15 protein-coding genes and 1 pseudogene are annotated in these 16,892 nt (G+C 69.4%); 7 read left to right on the top strand and 9 right to left on the bottom strand.

Annotated features, from left to right (window positions below):
• Positions 1-17: 17 nt before the first annotated feature.
• A pseudogene (gene dcd / locus BLT27_RS20095) lies at positions 18-371 on the bottom strand (dCTP deaminase); the annotation flags it as partial.
• 78 nt (positions 372-449) lie between these two features.
• Positions 450-800, bottom strand: coding sequence for a hypothetical protein (locus tag BLT27_RS01475; RefSeq protein ID WP_089731263.1), 351 nt, complete (start codon positions 798-800; stop codon positions 450-452).
• A 129-nt stretch (positions 801-929) separates the two neighbouring features.
• Here BLT27_RS01475 and BLT27_RS01470 point away from each other — a divergent pair, with 129 nt between their 5' ends.
• Positions 930-1,592, top strand: coding sequence for a hypothetical protein (locus BLT27_RS01470; protein ID WP_089731262.1), 663 nt, complete (start codon positions 930-932; stop codon positions 1,590-1,592).
• Between the two features lie 13 nt (positions 1,593-1,605).
• Here the strand turns inward: BLT27_RS01470 and BLT27_RS01465 are convergent, their stop codons facing one another.
• The 3 genes from BLT27_RS01465 to BLT27_RS18985 form a co-directional block, all read right to left on the bottom strand.
• A complete protein-coding gene (locus BLT27_RS01465; RefSeq protein WP_089731261.1) occupies positions 1,606-4,104 on the bottom strand; it encodes a DNA topoisomerase I in 2,499 nt (832 codons plus the stop codon).
• Between the two features lie 148 nt (positions 4,105-4,252).
• Positions 4,253-5,449 carry an outer membrane protein assembly factor BamB family protein gene (locus BLT27_RS01460; protein ID WP_175526338.1) on the bottom strand — a complete coding sequence of 399 codons (1,197 nt, stop codon included), beginning with the start codon at positions 5,447-5,449 and terminating at the stop codon, positions 4,253-4,255.
• A 269-nt stretch (positions 5,450-5,718) separates the two neighbouring features.
• Complete coding sequence (locus tag BLT27_RS18985) at positions 5,719-6,153, bottom strand: hypothetical protein (protein WP_139172229.1); 435 nt, start codon at positions 6,151-6,153, stop codon at positions 5,719-5,721.
• Positions 6,154-6,465: 312 nt separating this feature from the next.
• On the opposite strand from BLT27_RS18985, the gene BLT27_RS01445 reads away from it, so the two are divergent.
• The gene (locus tag BLT27_RS01445; protein ID WP_089731257.1) at positions 6,466-7,914 is read left to right on the top strand and encodes an RtcB family protein; all 1,449 of its coding nucleotides are present in this window, start codon (positions 6,466-6,468) and stop codon (positions 7,912-7,914) included.
• Between the two features lie 56 nt (positions 7,915-7,970).
• Here the strand turns inward: BLT27_RS01445 and gatB are convergent, their stop codons facing one another.
• Positions 7,971-9,455, bottom strand: a complete 1,485-nt coding sequence (gene gatB, locus BLT27_RS01440) for an Asp-tRNA(Asn)/Glu-tRNA(Gln) amidotransferase subunit GatB (RefSeq protein ID WP_089731256.1) — start codon at positions 9,453-9,455, stop codon at positions 7,971-7,973.
• 967 nt (positions 9,456-10,422) lie between these two features.
• Between gatB and BLT27_RS01435 the strand changes: the two genes are divergently transcribed.
• From BLT27_RS01435 to BLT27_RS01425, 3 genes are read left to right on the top strand one after another with little or no spacing between them, the layout of a single operon-like run.
• Complete coding sequence (locus BLT27_RS01435; RefSeq protein ID WP_089731255.1) at positions 10,423-11,430, top strand: 1,4-dihydroxy-2-naphthoate polyprenyltransferase; 1,008 nt, start codon at positions 10,423-10,425, stop codon at positions 11,428-11,430.
• Positions 11,430-12,470, top strand: a complete 1,041-nt coding sequence (locus BLT27_RS01430; RefSeq protein ID WP_089731254.1) for a mandelate racemase/muconate lactonizing enzyme family protein — start codon at positions 11,430-11,432, stop codon at positions 12,468-12,470. The genes BLT27_RS01435 and BLT27_RS01430 overlap by 1 nt, the downstream gene beginning before the upstream one ends.
• 31 nt (positions 12,471-12,501) lie before the next feature.
• Positions 12,502-14,016 carry a class I adenylate-forming enzyme family protein gene (locus BLT27_RS01425; protein WP_089731253.1) on the top strand — a complete coding sequence of 505 codons (1,515 nt, stop codon included), beginning with the start codon at positions 12,502-12,504 and terminating at the stop codon, positions 14,014-14,016.
• Positions 14,017-14,031: 15 nt separating this feature from the next.
• Here BLT27_RS01425 and BLT27_RS01420 read toward each other — a convergent pair whose 3' ends face one another.
• Together BLT27_RS01420 and BLT27_RS01415 are read right to left on the bottom strand one after the other, a co-directional pair.
• Positions 14,032-14,502: a DsrE family protein gene (locus BLT27_RS01420; RefSeq protein WP_089731252.1), complete on the bottom strand. Its 471-nt coding sequence runs from the start codon at positions 14,500-14,502 to the stop codon at positions 14,032-14,034.
• A 78-nt stretch (positions 14,503-14,580) separates the two neighbouring features.
• Entirely contained in the window at positions 14,581-15,045 is a 465-nt protein-coding gene (locus BLT27_RS01415) for a pantetheine-phosphate adenylyltransferase (protein WP_089731251.1), read from the bottom strand.
• A 72-nt stretch (positions 15,046-15,117) separates the two neighbouring features.
• On the opposite strand from BLT27_RS01415, the gene BLT27_RS01410 reads away from it, so the two are divergent.
• Both BLT27_RS01410 and BLT27_RS01405 read left to right on the top strand, forming a co-directional pair.
• A complete protein-coding gene (locus tag BLT27_RS01410; RefSeq protein ID WP_089731250.1) occupies positions 15,118-15,864 on the top strand; it encodes an NRDE family protein in 747 nt (248 codons plus the stop codon).
• A 60-nt stretch (positions 15,865-15,924) separates the two neighbouring features.
• Positions 15,925-16,278, top strand: coding sequence for a helix-turn-helix transcriptional regulator (locus BLT27_RS01405; protein WP_089731249.1), 354 nt, complete (start codon positions 15,925-15,927; stop codon positions 16,276-16,278).
• Between the two features lie 43 nt (positions 16,279-16,321).
• Here BLT27_RS01405 and BLT27_RS01400 read toward each other — a convergent pair whose 3' ends face one another.
• On the bottom strand, positions 16,322-16,735 hold the full coding sequence (locus BLT27_RS01400; RefSeq protein WP_089731248.1) for a DUF8048 family protein: 414 nt from the start codon (positions 16,733-16,735) through the stop codon (positions 16,322-16,324).
• Between the last annotated feature and the right edge of the window lie 157 nt (positions 16,736-16,892).

Genomic DNA, 16,892 nt, shown 5'->3' with positions numbered 1-16,892 from the left:
TCCTCATCGTAGGGGAGCGATGCGTGCACGACCACCGCGAGCCGCCCCAGCGACGACCGCCCCTCGACGTGCGCGATGAGGTCCGCCGGGATCTCCACGCGCTCCTTCGTCGTCCCCAGCACGAAGTCGCCCGGGTGCAGGATGAACTCCTCCTCGGGGTCGACGACCGTCTCGCTGACGTACTCGTCCACCTCGCTCTCCGAGTTCGGGTGGATGCAGGGGATGTTCGTCCGCTGGAACTCCAGGAACTCCCGCCCCAGCCGCAGGTCGACGCTCGCCGGCTGCACCTGCAGGTCGATGTCGTCGAGCGGTTCGACGACGAGGTCGCCCTGTTCGAGGCGTCGCAGGATGTCCGCGTCCGAGAGTATCATGCTCTGAGTGTCCACCGGGGGGCGGGTAAAAGCTCTCGATTGAATCCTGTGGCGTGAAAACAGAGCCGACCGACCGGGCTACACGCCGGGAACCCCGAACGCCCCCACACCCAGATTGAACACGACATTGAGCGCGTAGATGATAACCGTCGCGGCGACCCAGGCGACGAGCCCGATGATGGCGGCGTCCGTCCAGCCGCCGGGGTAGCGCCAGTTGATGACCCAGATCCAGGCCAGCAGCGCGAACAGGACGCCGAACAGCGGCACCAGCGACCCGAGCGCCCACGCGATGGCACCGACGAGCGCGGTGACGACCGCGTGACCGTAGTCGTCCACGTCGGCGACGACGCGGGCGGCCACGTAGATGGCGAGGCCGCCGACGAGCAGTGCGACGACGAACGAGACGACGGAGCCGATGATTGACACCATGTCGCTATGTTCGACGGCATCGGTGATATAGACCGGCCCCGTGCTGGCCGGCTATCGCGTCCCGGGACGGCTCGACTCGTCACCTCGCGGATGAGAACGGTTACGGCTCCGGCGGTGCTTTGGCCCGGTATGTCCCTCCACACGGACGAACGACCGTGGCTGACCGCGGCGGCGACCGTCGCCTTCCTCGTCGGGGTCGTCGCGCTGACCGAGGCGACGCCGCGGTCGGTCCTCCCCATCGCCGTGCTGTTCGGCGGGACCGCGCTCTGGAACGTCGTCGAAGCAGCTGTCGACACGCCGAAAGGGTCGAACTGGGTGGTCTTCGGCGGGCTCGTCGCGTGCGTGGGGGGTCTGCTCGCGCTCGTCGACGGCTCGGTCCTGCTCGGGGCAGCGGTCGTCGCCGCCGGCCTGTGGTTCGTCGCGGACGGCGCGACGACCGTGCTGTACGCACCGGCGACCGAGCGCCCGGCGTTCCTGTCCGGAATCGACGAGGACTCCGGGGAGGCGATGCGTCGCATGGGGACGCTCCGGACGGTCTACCAGCGGCTGGAAGCCGCGGATTCCCCGGTCACCCCCGCCGAACTGGCCGCGGACCTCGAACTCACCGAGCAGCGGGCCGCGGACGCGCTCTCGTACCTCGAGACGCAGAACAGGGTCGAGAAGGAGGACGCTGGCTACCGGGTGCAGCCGCCGCGATGGGGTCGGTTCGACCCGGTGGTCCGGTTCCTGGTCTGGGTCCCGCGACGGCTCCTCCGTCCAGTTAGTCGGGTGCGTCGGGGGCGCGCTGACTGAGTCGGCGACCGGCTCAGGCGTTCGCCTGCCAGTCGCGCACGCGGTCGGCGCTGACGCCCTGGACGTCGCCCGCGACGGTGTCCGGGTCGGCGTCTTTGAGGTCGTCGACGCTCTCGATACCGGCGTCCTTCAGCTTCTCCGCGGTCGCCGCACCGATGCCGTCGAGCGATTCCAGGTCTGTCCCCGACTCGCTCTCGCGCTCCTGGTACTCGCGGTAGTTGCAGATTGGGCAGCCGAGCTCCCAGGGCTCGCGGTCGTCGTCCTCATAGGTGATGTGCAGGGCGTGGACGCCGTGCTCGTCGCAGACCTCCTCCTGCACCTCGATGTCGCCGCGGCGCGGGAGCGGCACCGAGTAGTCGCAGTCCGGGTAGCGATTGCAGCCGACCAGTCGGGAGCCGTTCCGGAGGGTCTTGACGGCGAGCTCGCCATCCTCGTCCGCTCCGCAGTCGGGACACGGCCCGATACTGGGTCCCTCGCCGGCCTCGTCGGCCCTGCACTGCGGGCAGCCGTGGACGAACGTCTGGCGACCGGCGAGCATCTTCACCTCGTTGAGGCCGTGCTCCTCGCAGGTCTCGTCGAGGATGAGCGGCTTCCCCGTCGAGGGCAGCGGGAGGGTGTAGTCGCAGTCGGGATAGCCGTCGCAGCCGACGAAGTACGAGCCGCGGCGCGAGCGACGCACGAGCAGGTCGTGGTCGGACTCGGGGCAGGGGCCGAGGCGCTTGTCCGCCTTGAGGCTCTTCTGGAGGTGGTCGCCGACCTCCTCCCGGGAGTCACGGAGCTCCTCGAACACCCTGTCGAGCATCTCGCGGGACTCCTGGGTCACCTCCTCGTAGCTCGCCTCGCCCTTCGCGATTCGGTCCATGTCCTGTTCGAGCTGTGCGGTCATCTCCTCGCTGACGATGTGGTCGGCGAACGCCTCGGCGGCCTCCACGACGGCCTCGGCGAGTGCGGTGGGGCGCGGCGGGTCGTTCTCGATGTAGCCGCGGTCGTACAGCTTCTCGATGGTCTCGTGCCGGGTCGCCTTCGTCCCGATGCCCATCTTCTCCATCGTCTCGATGAGGCGGGACTGGCCGTAGCGCCGTGGCGGCTGGGTCTGTTTCGCCGCCAGCCGCACGTCCTCGATGGCGAGTTCGTCGTCGACGTCGACGTCGGGGACGTAGTTCTCGTTGGTCGAGTAGTAGGGGTACACCGCGTGGTAGCCGGGGTCGACGAGGCGCTTGCCGTTGGCCTTCAGCCGGTGGTCGCCGACGTCGGCCACGACCTTGAGGTGCTCCCACTCGGCGGGCTCGGCGACGGTCGCGTAGAACCGGCGGACGACCAGCTCGTACACCTCCCACTCGTCGTCGTCCACGTCGCTGCCCCGGACGGGGATCTCGCCGGTCGGGTGGATGGGCGGGTGGTCGGTCGTCTCCTCGTCGCCCTCGGTCGGCTCGATGTCCTCCAGGTCGAGCAGCTCCTCGGCGCTCTCGCCGAGCTCCGAGTGCCCGGCGAAGTCGTCGAGCAGCTCCTCCTCGTCGAGGTCGTCGGGGTAGACGGTGTTGTCGGTACGGGGATAGGTGATGAAACCGGCGGTGTAGAGGTCCTCGGCGATGCTCATGGCGCGCTTGGCCGAGTAGCCCAGCGAGCTGGCCGCCCGGATGAACTGCGTGGTGTTGAACGGCGCGGGCGGGCTGTCGGTCCGGCTGCGGCGGTCGACGTCCGTGACGGTCGCGCTCGTCGCTCCCGAGAGGTCCTCGAACACCGCGTCGGCGACGTCCTCGTCCCAGACGCGCTCGGCCTCGTTGTCGTCCTCGTCGAGGTAGTAGTACTGCGCCTCGAACGCCGCGTCCTCGTCCGCCGGGGCGAGGTCGGTGAACAGCTCCCAGTAGTCTTCCGGGTCGAACGCGTCGATCTCGCGCTCGCGGTCGACGATGAGCTTCAGTGTCGGCGACTGCACGCGGCCGACCGAGATGAAGTCCTCGCCGAGCTGGCGCGCCGACAGCGAGAGGAACCGCGTCAGCGCTGCCCCCCACACGAGGTCGATGACCTGCCGGGCCTCGCCGGCTGCGGCGAGGTCGAAATCGAGGTCGTCGGGCTCGGCGAAGGCGTCCGTGACCTCGCGCTGGGTGATGGAGGAGTACCGCACCCGGTCTACGGGCACGTCCTCGTTCACCTCGCGGACGATCTCGTAGGCCTCCTTCCCGATGAGCTCGCCCTCGCGGTCGTAGTCCGTCGCGATGGTGACCCGGTCGGCCTTCCGGGCGAGCAGGCGAAGGGTCGCGACGATGTTCTCCTTCGTCGGCGTCTTCTGTATCTCGGCGTCGATGAGTTCGTGCGGTTCGACGTCCCGCCAGTCGTCGTACTCCGGCGGGAAGTCCACGCCGACGACGTGGCCCGACAGCCCCACACAGCGCTTGCCGCCCCACTTGTAGACGTTGACGCCGTTCTCGCGCTCGGCCGACGCCGACTCGCCGCTGAGGATGTCGGCGATCCGACGTGCCGCGTTGTCCTTCTCTGTGATGATCAGCTCCATCCTCCACCTCGCGGTACTCCCTGGGTCATTGCGAGGGGATAAGCGAAGGCTCGGTTTAGAGCTTTCGACGGGAAATCGCAGGACTGCGCGGGTGTGCGTGCGCCTGAGCGGTACGTGCGGTCGCGTGCGCGAGGTGTCGAACGGCGCCCTACCGCCACGACCTGACGGTCCGGTTCGACTGGTAGACCTCCCCGTCGGCGACCGCGATCCACGTGTTCGTGGCGAACCGATCCGAGAGGGTGTCGACGAGTGTTCCGTCGTCTGTCGCGAGGATATCGAGTTCCGGCTCGCGGTCGACGGGCTTGCGTAGTGCGTAGAGGTGGTTCTCGTCGACAGCCGTCGGGACGAACACCTTCGCGGAGTCCCCGAGGGTCGTCTCCCACTGGACGCTGCCGTCAGTGCGGTCGAGTGCGAACAGATTGGGGCCCCGATACCGGTTCTCCCTGACAGACTGGCGCTGTTCCTCGGGGATGGCACCCGCGCCGTTGGCGAAGCCGAGCGCGAGGTAGACGTGGTCCGAGTCCACCGTCACGGTGGTCGCCCCGCCCAGACTCATCGGGTTGTTCGTCTCGTCCCGGTCGTACTGGTAGGACCAGCGTTCGCTCCCGTCTGCGAGATCGAACGCACGTACGTGGCGTGCAGGCGGTGTCCTGCCGTCCTCGGTCTCCCCTCCGTACGCCGTGCGTCCGCGATCACCCTCGACGACGTAGACAGTCTCCTCGGTGACCGTTGGGAGCGAGCGCGCGTGACCGATCTCGGTTGTCCAGCGATGACTGCCGTCGGAGCGGTCGAACACCGTTATCTGCGACCACGCGGGTCCCTCGTCGTTCTGGACTGCCGACACCGTCCCTTCGTTGACGACCGCGAGGACGTCGTCACCGACGACCGGGGCGGACGTGATGTGCGTGTTATAGTAGGGTTCCGTCCGGTACTGGATGCTCCCGTCCGCTGTCGAGAGAGCGATAGCCCGGAAGTCCGGATCGAACAGGTAGAGCGTGCCGTCGTCGACGACCGGGGCGGTCTTCGTGGCTAGCCCCTCGAGGACAGCCAGCTCCTCGACCGAGCTCCCGTCACGGGCGACTTTCGTCACGTGTAGACTGAAAGACTCCGACCGCTCGTCGAGGTGGACGATGTACAGCGCGTTCGGACCGAGCGTCGCCGTGGGTTCCCCGATCGCGAGGGGACCGGTCCCCTCTCCACCCTCGACTGTGGTGACCGTCTGCCGCCACAGTTGACTCCCGTCCTCGCGGGAGATGGCGTACGCGAAGAGTTCGAACACGGGCGGACTCGAATCGTACGGGTCTGCCGACTCGGCGACCGTGTACACGGCGTCTTCGTCGACCACCGGGGCGCCTTGCCAGCCGATGGAAGTCGCCCCTCGCAGTTTCTCGTACCGGCTGCCCTCCGGAGTTGCGTCGAACGCGTGTTCCTCCGGTGGTGACGCCTCGGAGCCGTTGTACCCGGTTGCAGCCGCCGTTCCGCGCGGTTGCTGCCAGCCGTCGCTCGATGGCGCTGAGTCTCCTTCGTCGGTGCTATTCCTGTCGAGTGCCATACATCCAGCCAGGGACGCACCGACAGTCGCTGTGATCGCAAGGACGCTTCGTCGGGACCAATTCATTGCGTATCGAACTCAAACCTGTTCGAATAAAAGAATTTCGCGAGCGCCTGGCGACGTGGTACCGCGTTCGACGGCAGCGCAGCGATCGCAATGAGCACGAGAGACGACTGTGGAGTCGAAACAGGCACCGAACTGGACGTGGAGAGTGGTTTCTGGTACGACCGGACGGCCCCGGTCGACTGGACGACCTCCCCGTCGGCGACCGCGAACCACTGTTCCGGCTCGCCTCCCGACGACAGCGCGTCGACGAGGTCACCCGTGGACGTCCGGGCCACGCCGAACCCGGGGCTCGGCGTCGACCGGCCGTAGGAGGGCGTAGAGGTAGGTCTCGTCGATGACCGTCGAAGACACGGCCCCATATCGCCATCCACGACGTCCACCGCCATCTCGGTGAGCGTCGGCAGGGAGCCCGCGTATCCCAGGTCCGCCATCTAGCGATGGCATCCGTCGGTCCGTTCGAACACCGTCAGCTGCGGCCAGGCCAGGCCCTGACCGCGGCCGACCGCTCCTGTCGTCCCGTGCTCGACGACGGCGATCGCGTTCGAGCCGACGACTGGCGCGTTCGTCGCGTGCCGCTGGCTGTACGGCTCGGTTCGGAACGCCCGAACGAGTCGTCACTGCCGTCGTGGTAGACGACGTAGAGTGCGTCCGGGTCGAGCGTCGCGGACTGGCACGTGGCGTCGAGTGACACCTCGCGGCACACCTCCGAGCAGTTAAATTGGAGGGGCCGAGTAGCAGGGAGCGTGACGATCGAACTGGACGGCGCGCATACCACCGCCCGCGTCATGGTCGAGGACGAGTCGCTCGTCGAGGGGAACTGTCTGGACCAGCTCCAGACGCTGGTGGACCACCCGGCGTTCACCGAGCCGGTCCGGGTCATGCCGGACACCCACTGGGGGGCCGGCGCGCCCATCGGCTTCACCATGCCGCTGGGCGAGCGCGTGGTCCCGAACATCGTCGGGGTCGACGTCGGCTGCGGGATGGCGGCGACGAACCTCGGCAGTGGGCTGCCCTGCGAGGACGCCGAGCGTGAGCGCCGGGTCCGCGACGCCGTCCCGATGGGCCGCGACGTCCACGACTACGACGACGCGGTCCACCTCGTCGACGAGTTCCCGTTCGAGCGCGCGACCGAGGTGTTCGAGCGGTTCGACGCGGCCTACCGCGAGCGCTTCGGCGAGCCCGTCGACCCCCTCGGGTTCGAGTTCGACGGCTACGACGAGGACTACTTCAAATCACTCTGCGACCGCGTCCTCGGCCGGAAGCGCCAGGGCATGGGCTACGTCATCCGCGGCGCCGGCACGCTCGGCGGCGGGAACCACTTCGTCGAGTTCGCCCGCGGCCGCGACTCCGGCGACCACTGGCTGGTCGTCCACTCCGGATCGCGCTACCTCGGGCTCTCCGTCGCGGAGTACTGGCAGGAGCGCGCCTCCGACCTCCGGGACGCGGCCCACATGCGCGGCCAGATCGACGACGGGGACAGGCAGTACCTGAAGTTCGACCCCGACGAGGTCAGCGCCTCCGAGCTGTTCGCCTGGGTCACCGGCGGGATGGGAGAGTCCCACGTCCACGCCGACGCGGTCCGCGCGGACTTCGACGGAAAGGACATCGAGCACACGTTCGACCGGCTGAACGCGATGGACCCCACCGGCACCGACCGGAACGAGGACCTCGACTGGCTCGAAGGGCGGGAGGGCCACGGCTACCTCGTCGACATGCTGTTCGCCCAGCAGTACGCCCGCTGGAACCGCGAGCTGATGAGCGACGCAATCTGTGACGCCCTCGGCGTCGACCCCGTCGACCGGTTCCAGTCCATCCACAACTACATCGACTTCCGCGACCTCACCATCCGGAAGGGGGCGACCCCCGCCCGCGACGGCCAGCGCCTCGTCGTTCCGTTCAACATGGCCGACGGCTCGGTCATCGCCCGCGGGAAGGGAAACGACGAGTGGCACCGCACCGCCCCCCACGGCGCGGGCCGGGTGATGGGCCGCCGCGATGCCCACGAGACGTTCTCCGTCGAGGAGTTCGCCGACGCGATGGACGGCGTCTACTCAGAGTCCGTCGAGGAGGCGGTCCTCGACGAGGCTCCGATGGCGTACAAGTCCGCCGAGGCGATTGCGGAGGCGTTAGCGCCGACTGCGGCGGTCGTCGAACGGCTCGACGTGGTCCACAACCTGAAGGCGAAGGAGTGAGGCGGAACAGGTGCGGTCTTTTGACATCCTCCTCCGCGTGAACGCGGAGGAGCGTGTCAATCGTCCAGTTCCTCCCGCAGCAGCCCGTTCACCGTCCCGGGGTCCGCGCTCCCGCCGGTCTTCCCCATCACCTGCCCGACGAGGAAGTTGATGGCCCCGTCGTCGCCGTCCTCGTAGTCCGCGACGGCCTCGGGATTCTCGTCGATGGCCTCGGTGACGGCCTGGGCGACCTCGTCCTCGCCGGTCTTGCCGAGGCCCTCGGCCTCGACGATGTCGTCGGGCTGCTCGCCCTCGTCGAGCATCCGCCGGAGGACGATCTCCTCGGCGTTCTTGGTGGTTATCTCGTCGTCGGCGACGAGCTCGACGAGCCGGGTGAACTCGTCGAGGCGTCCCTCCACGTCGGTTATCTGCATGTCGCGGTAGTTCAACTCGCCGAGCAGGTTGTCCGCGACCCACGTCGCCGCGAGGTCCGGGTCGAACGACTCGGCGACGTCCTCGTAGAAGTCCGCGACCTGCTTCGTGCTGGTGAGCTTGGATGCGGACTCGTCGTCGAGACCGTACTCCTCTTCGAAGCGCTCGCGCCGGGCGTCGGGGAGTTCGGGGATGGGGATGCGTTCCTTCCAGTCCGACACCTGCAGCGGCGGGAGGTCGGCCTCCTCGAAGTACCGGTAGTCCTTCTCCTCCTCCTTCGACCGCATGGAGACGGTGGAGCCGTGCGTCTCGTTGAAGTGCCGGGTCTCCTGCTGGACGCCCTTCCCGCGCCGGATGAGGTTCTTCTGCCGGGTCTCCTCGTAGGCGAGTGCGGTCTCCGCGCCCTTGTGGCTGGAGATGTTCTTGACCTCCGTGCGGTTCGCGTCCGCGAGCGTCTCCTCGGAGATGGCCCCCTCGTCGTCGATCTCGTCCTCGGGGATGATGGAGAGGTTGGCGTCCACGCGGAGGCTGCCGTCGCGCTGGCTGTCGAACACGCCCAGGTACTCGAGCACCTCTTCCAGCTTCGCGAGGAACGCCCGGGCCTCGGCGGGCCGCCGGAAGTCCGGCTTCGTGACGATCTCCATCAGCGGCGTGCCGGCGCGGTTGTAGTTCACCCGCGTGTGCGTCGCGCTGTCGATGCCGCCGCCGACGTGCTGCAGGCTCCCGGGGTCCTCCTCCAGATGCGCCCGGCGGATGCGGACCGTGCGGCGCTCGCCCTCGACGCTCACTTCGAGCTCGCCGTCCCGACAGATGGGCTCGTCGTACTGGGTGATCTGGAAGTTCTTCGGCAGGTCGGGGTAGTAGTAGTTCTTCCGGTGGAACCGCGTCTCCTCGGGGATGTCGGCGTCGATGGCCTTGCCGACCTTCACCGCGGCCTCGACGGCCCCCTCGTTCAGCACCGGGAGCGCCCCCGGCAGCCCGAGACAGACCGGGCAGACGTTCGTGTTCGGTTCCTCCGTCGGCTCCGTCGAGCAGCCACAGAAGATCTTCGTCGCCGTCTCCAGTTGGACGTGGACCTCCAGTCCGATGACCGCCGCGAGGTCGCCCTCCTGGGCAGCCTGCGTACTCATTGCGACAGGGTTCGGCGTGTACTGGTTAAAGCGTGACGGGTTTCGCGTCTGAACGTGATGTTCCTGTCCGTTCGTGGTGTGCGTGCATCGAATTTTCCCGAGCGGGGCTTCGTCTCCAGAGACAGCCAGAAAGCCCCTCGATTACCGGGAACACCAGGTTCCGACAACAACCAGAAAGCCCCTCGATTACCGGGAACACCAGGTTCCGACAACAACCAGAAAGCCCCTCGATTACCGGGAACACCAGGTTCCGACAACAACCAGAAAGCCCCTCGATTACCGGGAACACCAGGTTCCGACAACAACCAGAAAGCCCCTGCTCGCTCGACTCCCGCGACTCGTTGCGGTCCTCGCTGCGCTGCGGTCCTTACTTCGTCGGGGTTCGTCGAGCGAGCAGCCCCTTTCAGTCTCACCCACAGCATCCGCACCGCACCTCATACCTCCCCAGCCTCCTGCGATGCTCGCTCCGCTGCGCTTCTCGTCCCTCGCACGAGTGTCGGCGAACGGCCTCGCTGGCGCTCGGCACGTTCGCCAGCCGCGCGCCACTGTCAAGAGGTTTACAACTATTGTAAACCTTAGCTGATTCGACTCTCTCGCCACCAATCACACGGCCAAGACACCCCGCGCCGGCAGGCGCGTGGGTGTCGAGGGGGAGGGCTGGCGCGGTGCGGGGTCGGTGCTGTCGGGTGGGACTGAAAGGGGCGGCGGGGTACGGGAACCCGGACGACGCAAGGACCGCAGCGGAGCGAGGACCGCAGCGAGTCCCGGGAGCGTACCCCGCCGGGGCTTTCCGGCTGTTGGCAGGTCCTGTGAGTCAGACGGTGGGCGGGGCTTTCTGGCTGCTCGCGGACCTCCCGATTCATACGAAGAATGGACCCATCACCCCGCTCCCGCCGAACCGAACACGACCGTCCGGGCCGACTCACAGACAGAACGTTCACACGGGAGGGGGCCCAAGACGGGACAGATGACCGAAACGGCGGACGTCTCGAAGACGCGGGCGTGGGTGATGGCGGCGCGGCCACAGACGCTGCCGGCGGCGGCGTCGCCGGTCCTGGTGGGGACCGCGGTCGCGTACTACGGTGGGGTGTTCGAGCCGGTGGCGGCGCTCTTTGCGTTCATCGGCGCGGCGCTCATCCAGGTCGGGACGAACTTCGCGAACGACTACTACGACGCGGTGCAGGGCGCGGACACCGAGAACCGCGAGGGGTTCACCCGCGTGACGGCGGGCGGGCTCATCGAGCCGGCGGCGGTCAAGCGCGCGATGATACTGACGTTCGGGCTGGCCATCGTCTCCGGGGCGTATCTGGTCTACGTCGCGGGCGTGCCAATCCTCGTCGTCGGCCTCGTCAGTGTCGCCTGCGGCGTGGCGTACACGGGCGGGCCGTACCCGCTGGGCTACCACGGGCTGGGCGACATCTTCGTCTTCGTCTTCTTCGGCCTCGTCGCGGTGACCGGCACCTACTACGTGCAGGCGGCGGCGCTGCTCGGCGAGCCGCTGGCGACGGGGCTCGTGGACGCGCCGGAGCTGGGCCTCGCGTTCGTGGCGAGCCTCCCGATGGCGGCCATCTCGACGAACATCCTCGTGGTGAACAACGTCCGCGACCGCGAGGAGGACGCCGAGACGGGCAAGGAGACGCTGGTCGTGAAGTTCGGCTACGGCTTCGGCCGCGCGGAGTTCGTCTCGATGCTCGCCCTGTCGTACCTCACGCCGGTCGCGCTCGTCGTCGGCGATGGGGTGCCCGCGACGGTGCTCCTGTCGTGGCTCTCCCTGCCGCTCGCCTGGAGCGTCACGACGACCGTACTGAACCGGACCGATGGCGCGGCGTTGAACCCGGCGCTGGAGCGGGTCGGCCAGCTGCTCGCGCTGTACGCGCTGCTGTTCTCGGTCGGCTTCGCCGCCCCGGAGACCGCCATCGGGGGCGCGCTGGCCGCCGGCGCACCCGCCATGCCGACGCCGACGGAGGTGCGCTGATGCGGGTGGAGACGCGCGACTTCGCCGTCTCGCTCGCCACGCCGCTGGCGACGGCCCGCGGCGAGATCACCGAGCGCGAGGGCGTCCTCGTCAGGGTCGAGGACGGCGGTGAGACCGGCATCGGCGAGGCGACCCCGCTCTCCTCGTGGACCGAGTCGCTGGGCGACTGCCGGACCGCGCTCTCCGACGCGGCCGACCGCGTGAACGCGGGCGAGGCGACACCCGGCGAGGTGCTGGGCGACCTCGTGGACACGCCGGCGGCCCGGCACGGGCTCTCGCTCGCGCTGGCCGACCTCCGGGCGGGCCGCAGGGGTGAGCCGCTGTACCGCTTCCTCGGCCGCGAGAGCGAGCGCGAGGCCGTCCCGGTCAACGCGACGGTCGGTGACGGCGACCGCGCGGAGACGGTCGCCGCGGCCGAGGAGGCCGTCGCCGCGGGCTACGGCGCGGTGAAGCTGAAAGCTGGAACCCGGTCCGTTGACGCCGACGTCGGCCGTGTGCAGGCCGTCCGCGACGCGGTCGGTCCCGACGCGGAACTCCGGGTCGACGCCAACGGGGCGTGGGACCGCGAGCAGGCGACCGAGGCGTTCGAGTCCTTCGCCGACGCCCGGGTGCGCTACGTCGAACAGCCGCTCCCGCCGGACGACCTCGAGGGCCACGCCGAACTCCGCGGCGGTCGGGTCGGCGTCGCACTGGACGAGTCGCTGGCGAGCCACCCCGTGGAGTCCGTGCTGGAGACCGGAGCGGCCGACCTGCTCGTGCTGAAACCGATGGCGGTCGGCGGCGTCCAGCGCGCGAAGCGGGCCATCCTGCAGGCTCGCGAGGAGCGAGTCGCGTCGGTCGTCACGACGACGGTCGACGCGGCGGTCGCCCGCACGGCTGCGGTCCATCTCGCCGCCTCGGTCCCCGGTATCTCCGCCTGCGGGCTGGCGACGGCGGACTGGCTCTCGACGGACGTGGGGCCGGACCCCTGCCCGGTCGACGACGGGGCCATCGACGTGCCCCAGGGGCCGGGGCTCGGCGTGGAGGGGGTCTGGGAGTGACCGGGGTGCAGCCTCCCCGGGTGGTGCGACGATGAGGCCGCCGACGGCGTGGCCGTCGGCCGACCTGCTCGCCGAACGGGCGAGCCGGACACCGGGGCGCGAGGCGCTCGTCGCCGCCGATACCGGGGCTGCGTGGACCTATCGCGAACTCCACGCTGCCGTCGATGGCCTCGCGGGCCGCCTCGACCCCCACCTCGGAGACGGCCGGCTCGGCGTGCTCTCGCCGACCCGGCCGGCCGTCGCCCAGCTGCTGTTCGCCGCGTTCCGCCTCGGCGTCCCGCTCGTCCCGCTGAACCACCGGAACGCGACGGACGACCTCGCGGACCAGGCTGACCGCGCCGACCTCGACGCGCTGGTCTGTACCGTAGCGACGCGGGCGGCGGCCGACGAGGTCGCCCCCGACGGCTGCGTGGTCGCGAGCGTCGACGACGAGGACGGTCCGGCGTGGGTCGACGAGTCGGGCCGGAGCGACGAACGGGACGCGCTGTGTCCACCGGACCCCGATTGCAGCGCCGACGCCGAGGCGCTCCTCGTCTTCACCTCGGGGACGACGGGCCGGCCGAAGGGCGTGCGCCTGACGGTCGAGAACCTCGTCGCCAGTGCCACCGCGTCCGCGTTCCGGCTCGGCGTCGACCGCGACGACCGCTGGCTCGTCCCGCTCCCGACCTGCCACGTCGGCGGGCTGGCCCCGCTGGTGCGGTCGACGCTGTACGGGACGACCACGGTCCTCGGTCCCGGCGGCGGCTTCGACCCCGAGACGACGGCGCGGCACCTCGCCGAGCAGCGGTGCACCTGCGTCTCGCTGGTGCCGACGATGCTCGACCGACTGCTCGAGTTCGGGTGGACACCGAACGACCGGCTTCGCGTCGTCCTGCTCGGCGGCGCACCCGCGAGCGAGGGCCTGCTGGACCGATGCGCCGAACGGGCGGTGCCCGCGTGGCCCACCTACGGCATGAGCGAGGCGGCCTCGCAGGTGACGACGGCTCCGCCGGCGATGGCCCGCGAACACCCCGGCACGGTCGGCCAGCCGCTCGTGAACGTCACCCTCCGCGTCCTCGACGCCGACGGCGAGCCCTGTGCCCCCGGCGAGCGCGGCGAACTCGTCGTCGACGGCCCGCAGGTGATGCGGGGCTATCTCGACGACGAACACACAGACGCCGCCGTCTCCGAACGCGGGCTCCACACCGGCGATGTGGGCTACCGCGACGGGGACGGCCGGCTCTGGGTGACCGGGCGACTCGACGACCTGCTCGTTTCCGGCGGGGAGAACGTGGACCCGAACCGGGTCGCGCGGGTGCTCGTCGAGTGCCCTGGCGTGAGGGACGTCGCCGTCGTCGGCCTCGACGACCCCGAGTGGGGCGACCGGGTCGCCGCACTCGTCGTCGGCGAGTGCTCGCCGGACACGTTCGACGGCTACGCCCGCGACCACCTCGCGGACCACGAGCGCCCGCGGACGGTCGCGTTCGCCGACGCGCTGCCACGGACCGCCTCGGGGACCGTCGACCGCGACGCCGTCAGGGCACGGCTCCGGTCCGACGGGAGGTGAGTTCGGGCCGCCCGCTCAGATGGTCAGAATCTCGTAGCCCTCGTCAGCGAGCTGGGCGACCGCGGGCGCGTGCTCGTCGCTGTCGCTGAGCAGCGTCACGCCCGACGCCTCGCAGGCCGCCTGCGAGTCGAACGCGTTCGCGCAGTAGCCACACGCGCCGGCGAGCAGGTCGCGCTGCTCGATGAGCGTCCAGTTCCGACTGAACGGCCGGCCGGGGTCGTCGGCGAACTCGGCCGGCCACTTCGTTGCGACCCCGTCGAGGAACACGTCGACCTCGTAGCCCGCATCGTCGAGTTCGATGGCGTACTGGAAGCCGTTGCCGGCGGCCGCGAAGTCGTCCGGCCCCGCGTTCATGAGGATAGCGTACTTCGTGCCGGTGCCTCCCTCAGCTGTTGGGGCGCGGCCGCCGGTCGTGCCGTCGTCGCTCTCGGTCCCGTCCTCCGTCGGAGTGCCCCCGTCTTTGAACAGCGAATCGAGTAGTCCCATTCCGGGTTTCGCTTGGTAACCGGGTACAAAACCGTTTCCTCGGTCGGGCGTGACAGCTGGACAACCGTCTCGGCGCGGTCAGTCGACGCCGTGCCGGCCGTGCTCGTCCACCTCACCGGCGACGACCCGGGTGGAGGAGATGCGCTCACCGTCCTCGGCCAGCACGAGCGGGACTACGACCGCGACGAGGGGTTCGAGTCCGTTCTCCCGGCGCTCGTCGTTCAGGTCCGGTACCTCGTCGGCGGTCTCGCGGGAGACGACCACCGCTTCGAGGCTCGCCTCGCTCGCGGCGAAGTCGTGCTCGCTGGCGATCTCGCGGAGTTCGACGGTGCGTCCCCAGCGGTCGAGCGCGTCGAGCTCCCGCCGGAGCGCCTCGGCGCGGTCGGTGAACGCGGGCACCTCGCGCTCGCGGCTGCTGGTCGCGAACCGGTCGCTCGTCAGCCCGACCACGACGCCGTCGGCGCCGACCTCCAAGGCGGTCTCGAGCAGGGAGCGGTGGCCGTCGTGCAGCGGCCCGAACGTCCCCGCGACGGCGACTCGCATGGGTGGCGCTTCGCGGCCCGGGGGCTTAGTCCACGGGGGCGATTTATCCCGGTCGGCTCCCTACGGCAGTGCGTGTGCACGCTCACCCTCGCCTGGCGCGTCTTCGACGAGCCCGTCGTGGTCGCCGCGAACCGCGACGAACTGCTGGAGCGCCCCGCCGTCGGGCCCGCCGTCGTGGAGACGGACCCGGTCGTCGTCGCCCCCCGTGACGAGGACGCCGGCGGCACCTGGATCGGCTACAACGAGCACGGCGTGTTCGTCGGCGTGACGAACCGCTGGCTCGATTCGGACCTGGCCGGCGAGCGGTCGCGCGGCCTGCTCGTCCGCGATGCGCTCCGCCAGCGGACTGCGGCCGACGCCGCCGCCATCGTCGAGGCAGCGGTCGCCGAGCACGAGTACCAGGGGTTCCACCTCGTCGTCGCGGATGCCGACGACGCCCGCCTACTCTCCTGGGACGGCGGGCTGACGGCCACCGAGTTCGACCCCGGCGTCCACGTCGTCGTCAACGTCGGCGCGGACGACACGTTCGACGTCCCCGACCGGCGGCGCGAACCCGGCGAGCGACAGGCCGAAGCTGTCGGCAGCATCCGCGCCGAACTCGAGCCGCGCGACGGCGAGACGGCCCGCGGGTGGCGTGACCGGGCCGCCGCCGTGCTCGGGGACCACGAGTTCGGCGTCTGCGTCCACGACCCAGAGGGCCGCTTCGGCACCCGCTCGTCCTCGCTCATCGTCCTCGGCGACGAGCCGGAGTACCACTTCGCGGACGGTCCCCCCTGCGAGACGGCGCACGAGCCGGTGGTCCTCGAAGGGCAGGTTTAAGCGGGACGACCGACGTACTACGGACGTGATAGCCATGCCTGTCGCACCGACGACACGGGGGTGGTCGGCGTGAGCGTCGCTGAAGAGGACCTGTCGGCGGACGAGCTCGCCGGTCTGGAACTCGTCAGAGAGACCGGTGGCATCCACCAGAGCGACTTCTGGAAGGAGCTCGACGTCTCCTCGCGCAAGGGTTCGCGCATCGCCGAATCCCTCGTCGAGAAGGAGCTCGTCGACCGGGAGGAGACGGTGTACGAGGGCCACAACACGTACCTCATCACGCCCATCGCCCGCGACCTGAACTTCTCGCTGCTGATGGCCGGCGACATGCTCTCGCCGTACATCGGCGAGGAGGAGGCGGACCCGCAGTCCGACGCCTTCACGCAGTGGATAATGAACCTCGCGTACGAGGAGTAACTACCCGCAGCGCCGTCGATACGCAGTACAGTTCTCCGCCCGACTACGCCGTCGGGTGCCGTCGTTCGATCAGCACGAACGGGTCGCGCTCCCTGTTGTAGTAGCCCACGTCCCCGTCGATGGCTTCGATGATGCGGCGGTGGACCTCACGTGCGGCCCGTCCCTCGTCCGGCGAGAGGTTGTGCCGTCGCCGGAGCCGTGCCCAGAACATGCCGTCGAGCCAGAACAGGCTCTCGTCGTTGGACTGGTAGGTCAGCTCGCCCTCCTCGCGCAGCGCCTCGGGACCGAGTCCGCGGCCCGAGAGCTGTGCCCGTGCCAGTACGGCGACGAGCTGGCGGCGCGATATCGGTGCGTGCAGTGCTACGTCGTCTATCAGGTCGTCGAAGTAGTCCTCGACGAGGTCGCAGGCTCGCGAGAACTCGTCGAACTCGACGTCGGTTTTGGTGCTGAATCGCATGGTGAACCCCCCCGAACGCCGTCCCGGCGGCGGTCGGTCTCCTCTACACGTTGTTGCATGCCAACGAGGGTGTCATAGAACTCTTCTCACACCGTGATGATCGTACTTCCCGGATTGTCTCCGCGTTCGTAGTTGGTGATAGCGACGACGAGGCGAA

The sequence above is a fragment of the Haloarchaeobius iranensis genome, assembly GCF_900103505.1.
In the GTDB taxonomy this organism is placed as follows: Archaea; Halobacteriota; Halobacteria; order Halobacteriales; family Natrialbaceae; genus Haloarchaeobius; species Haloarchaeobius iranensis.
This window is presented reverse-complemented; position numbering and strand designations above follow the sequence as displayed.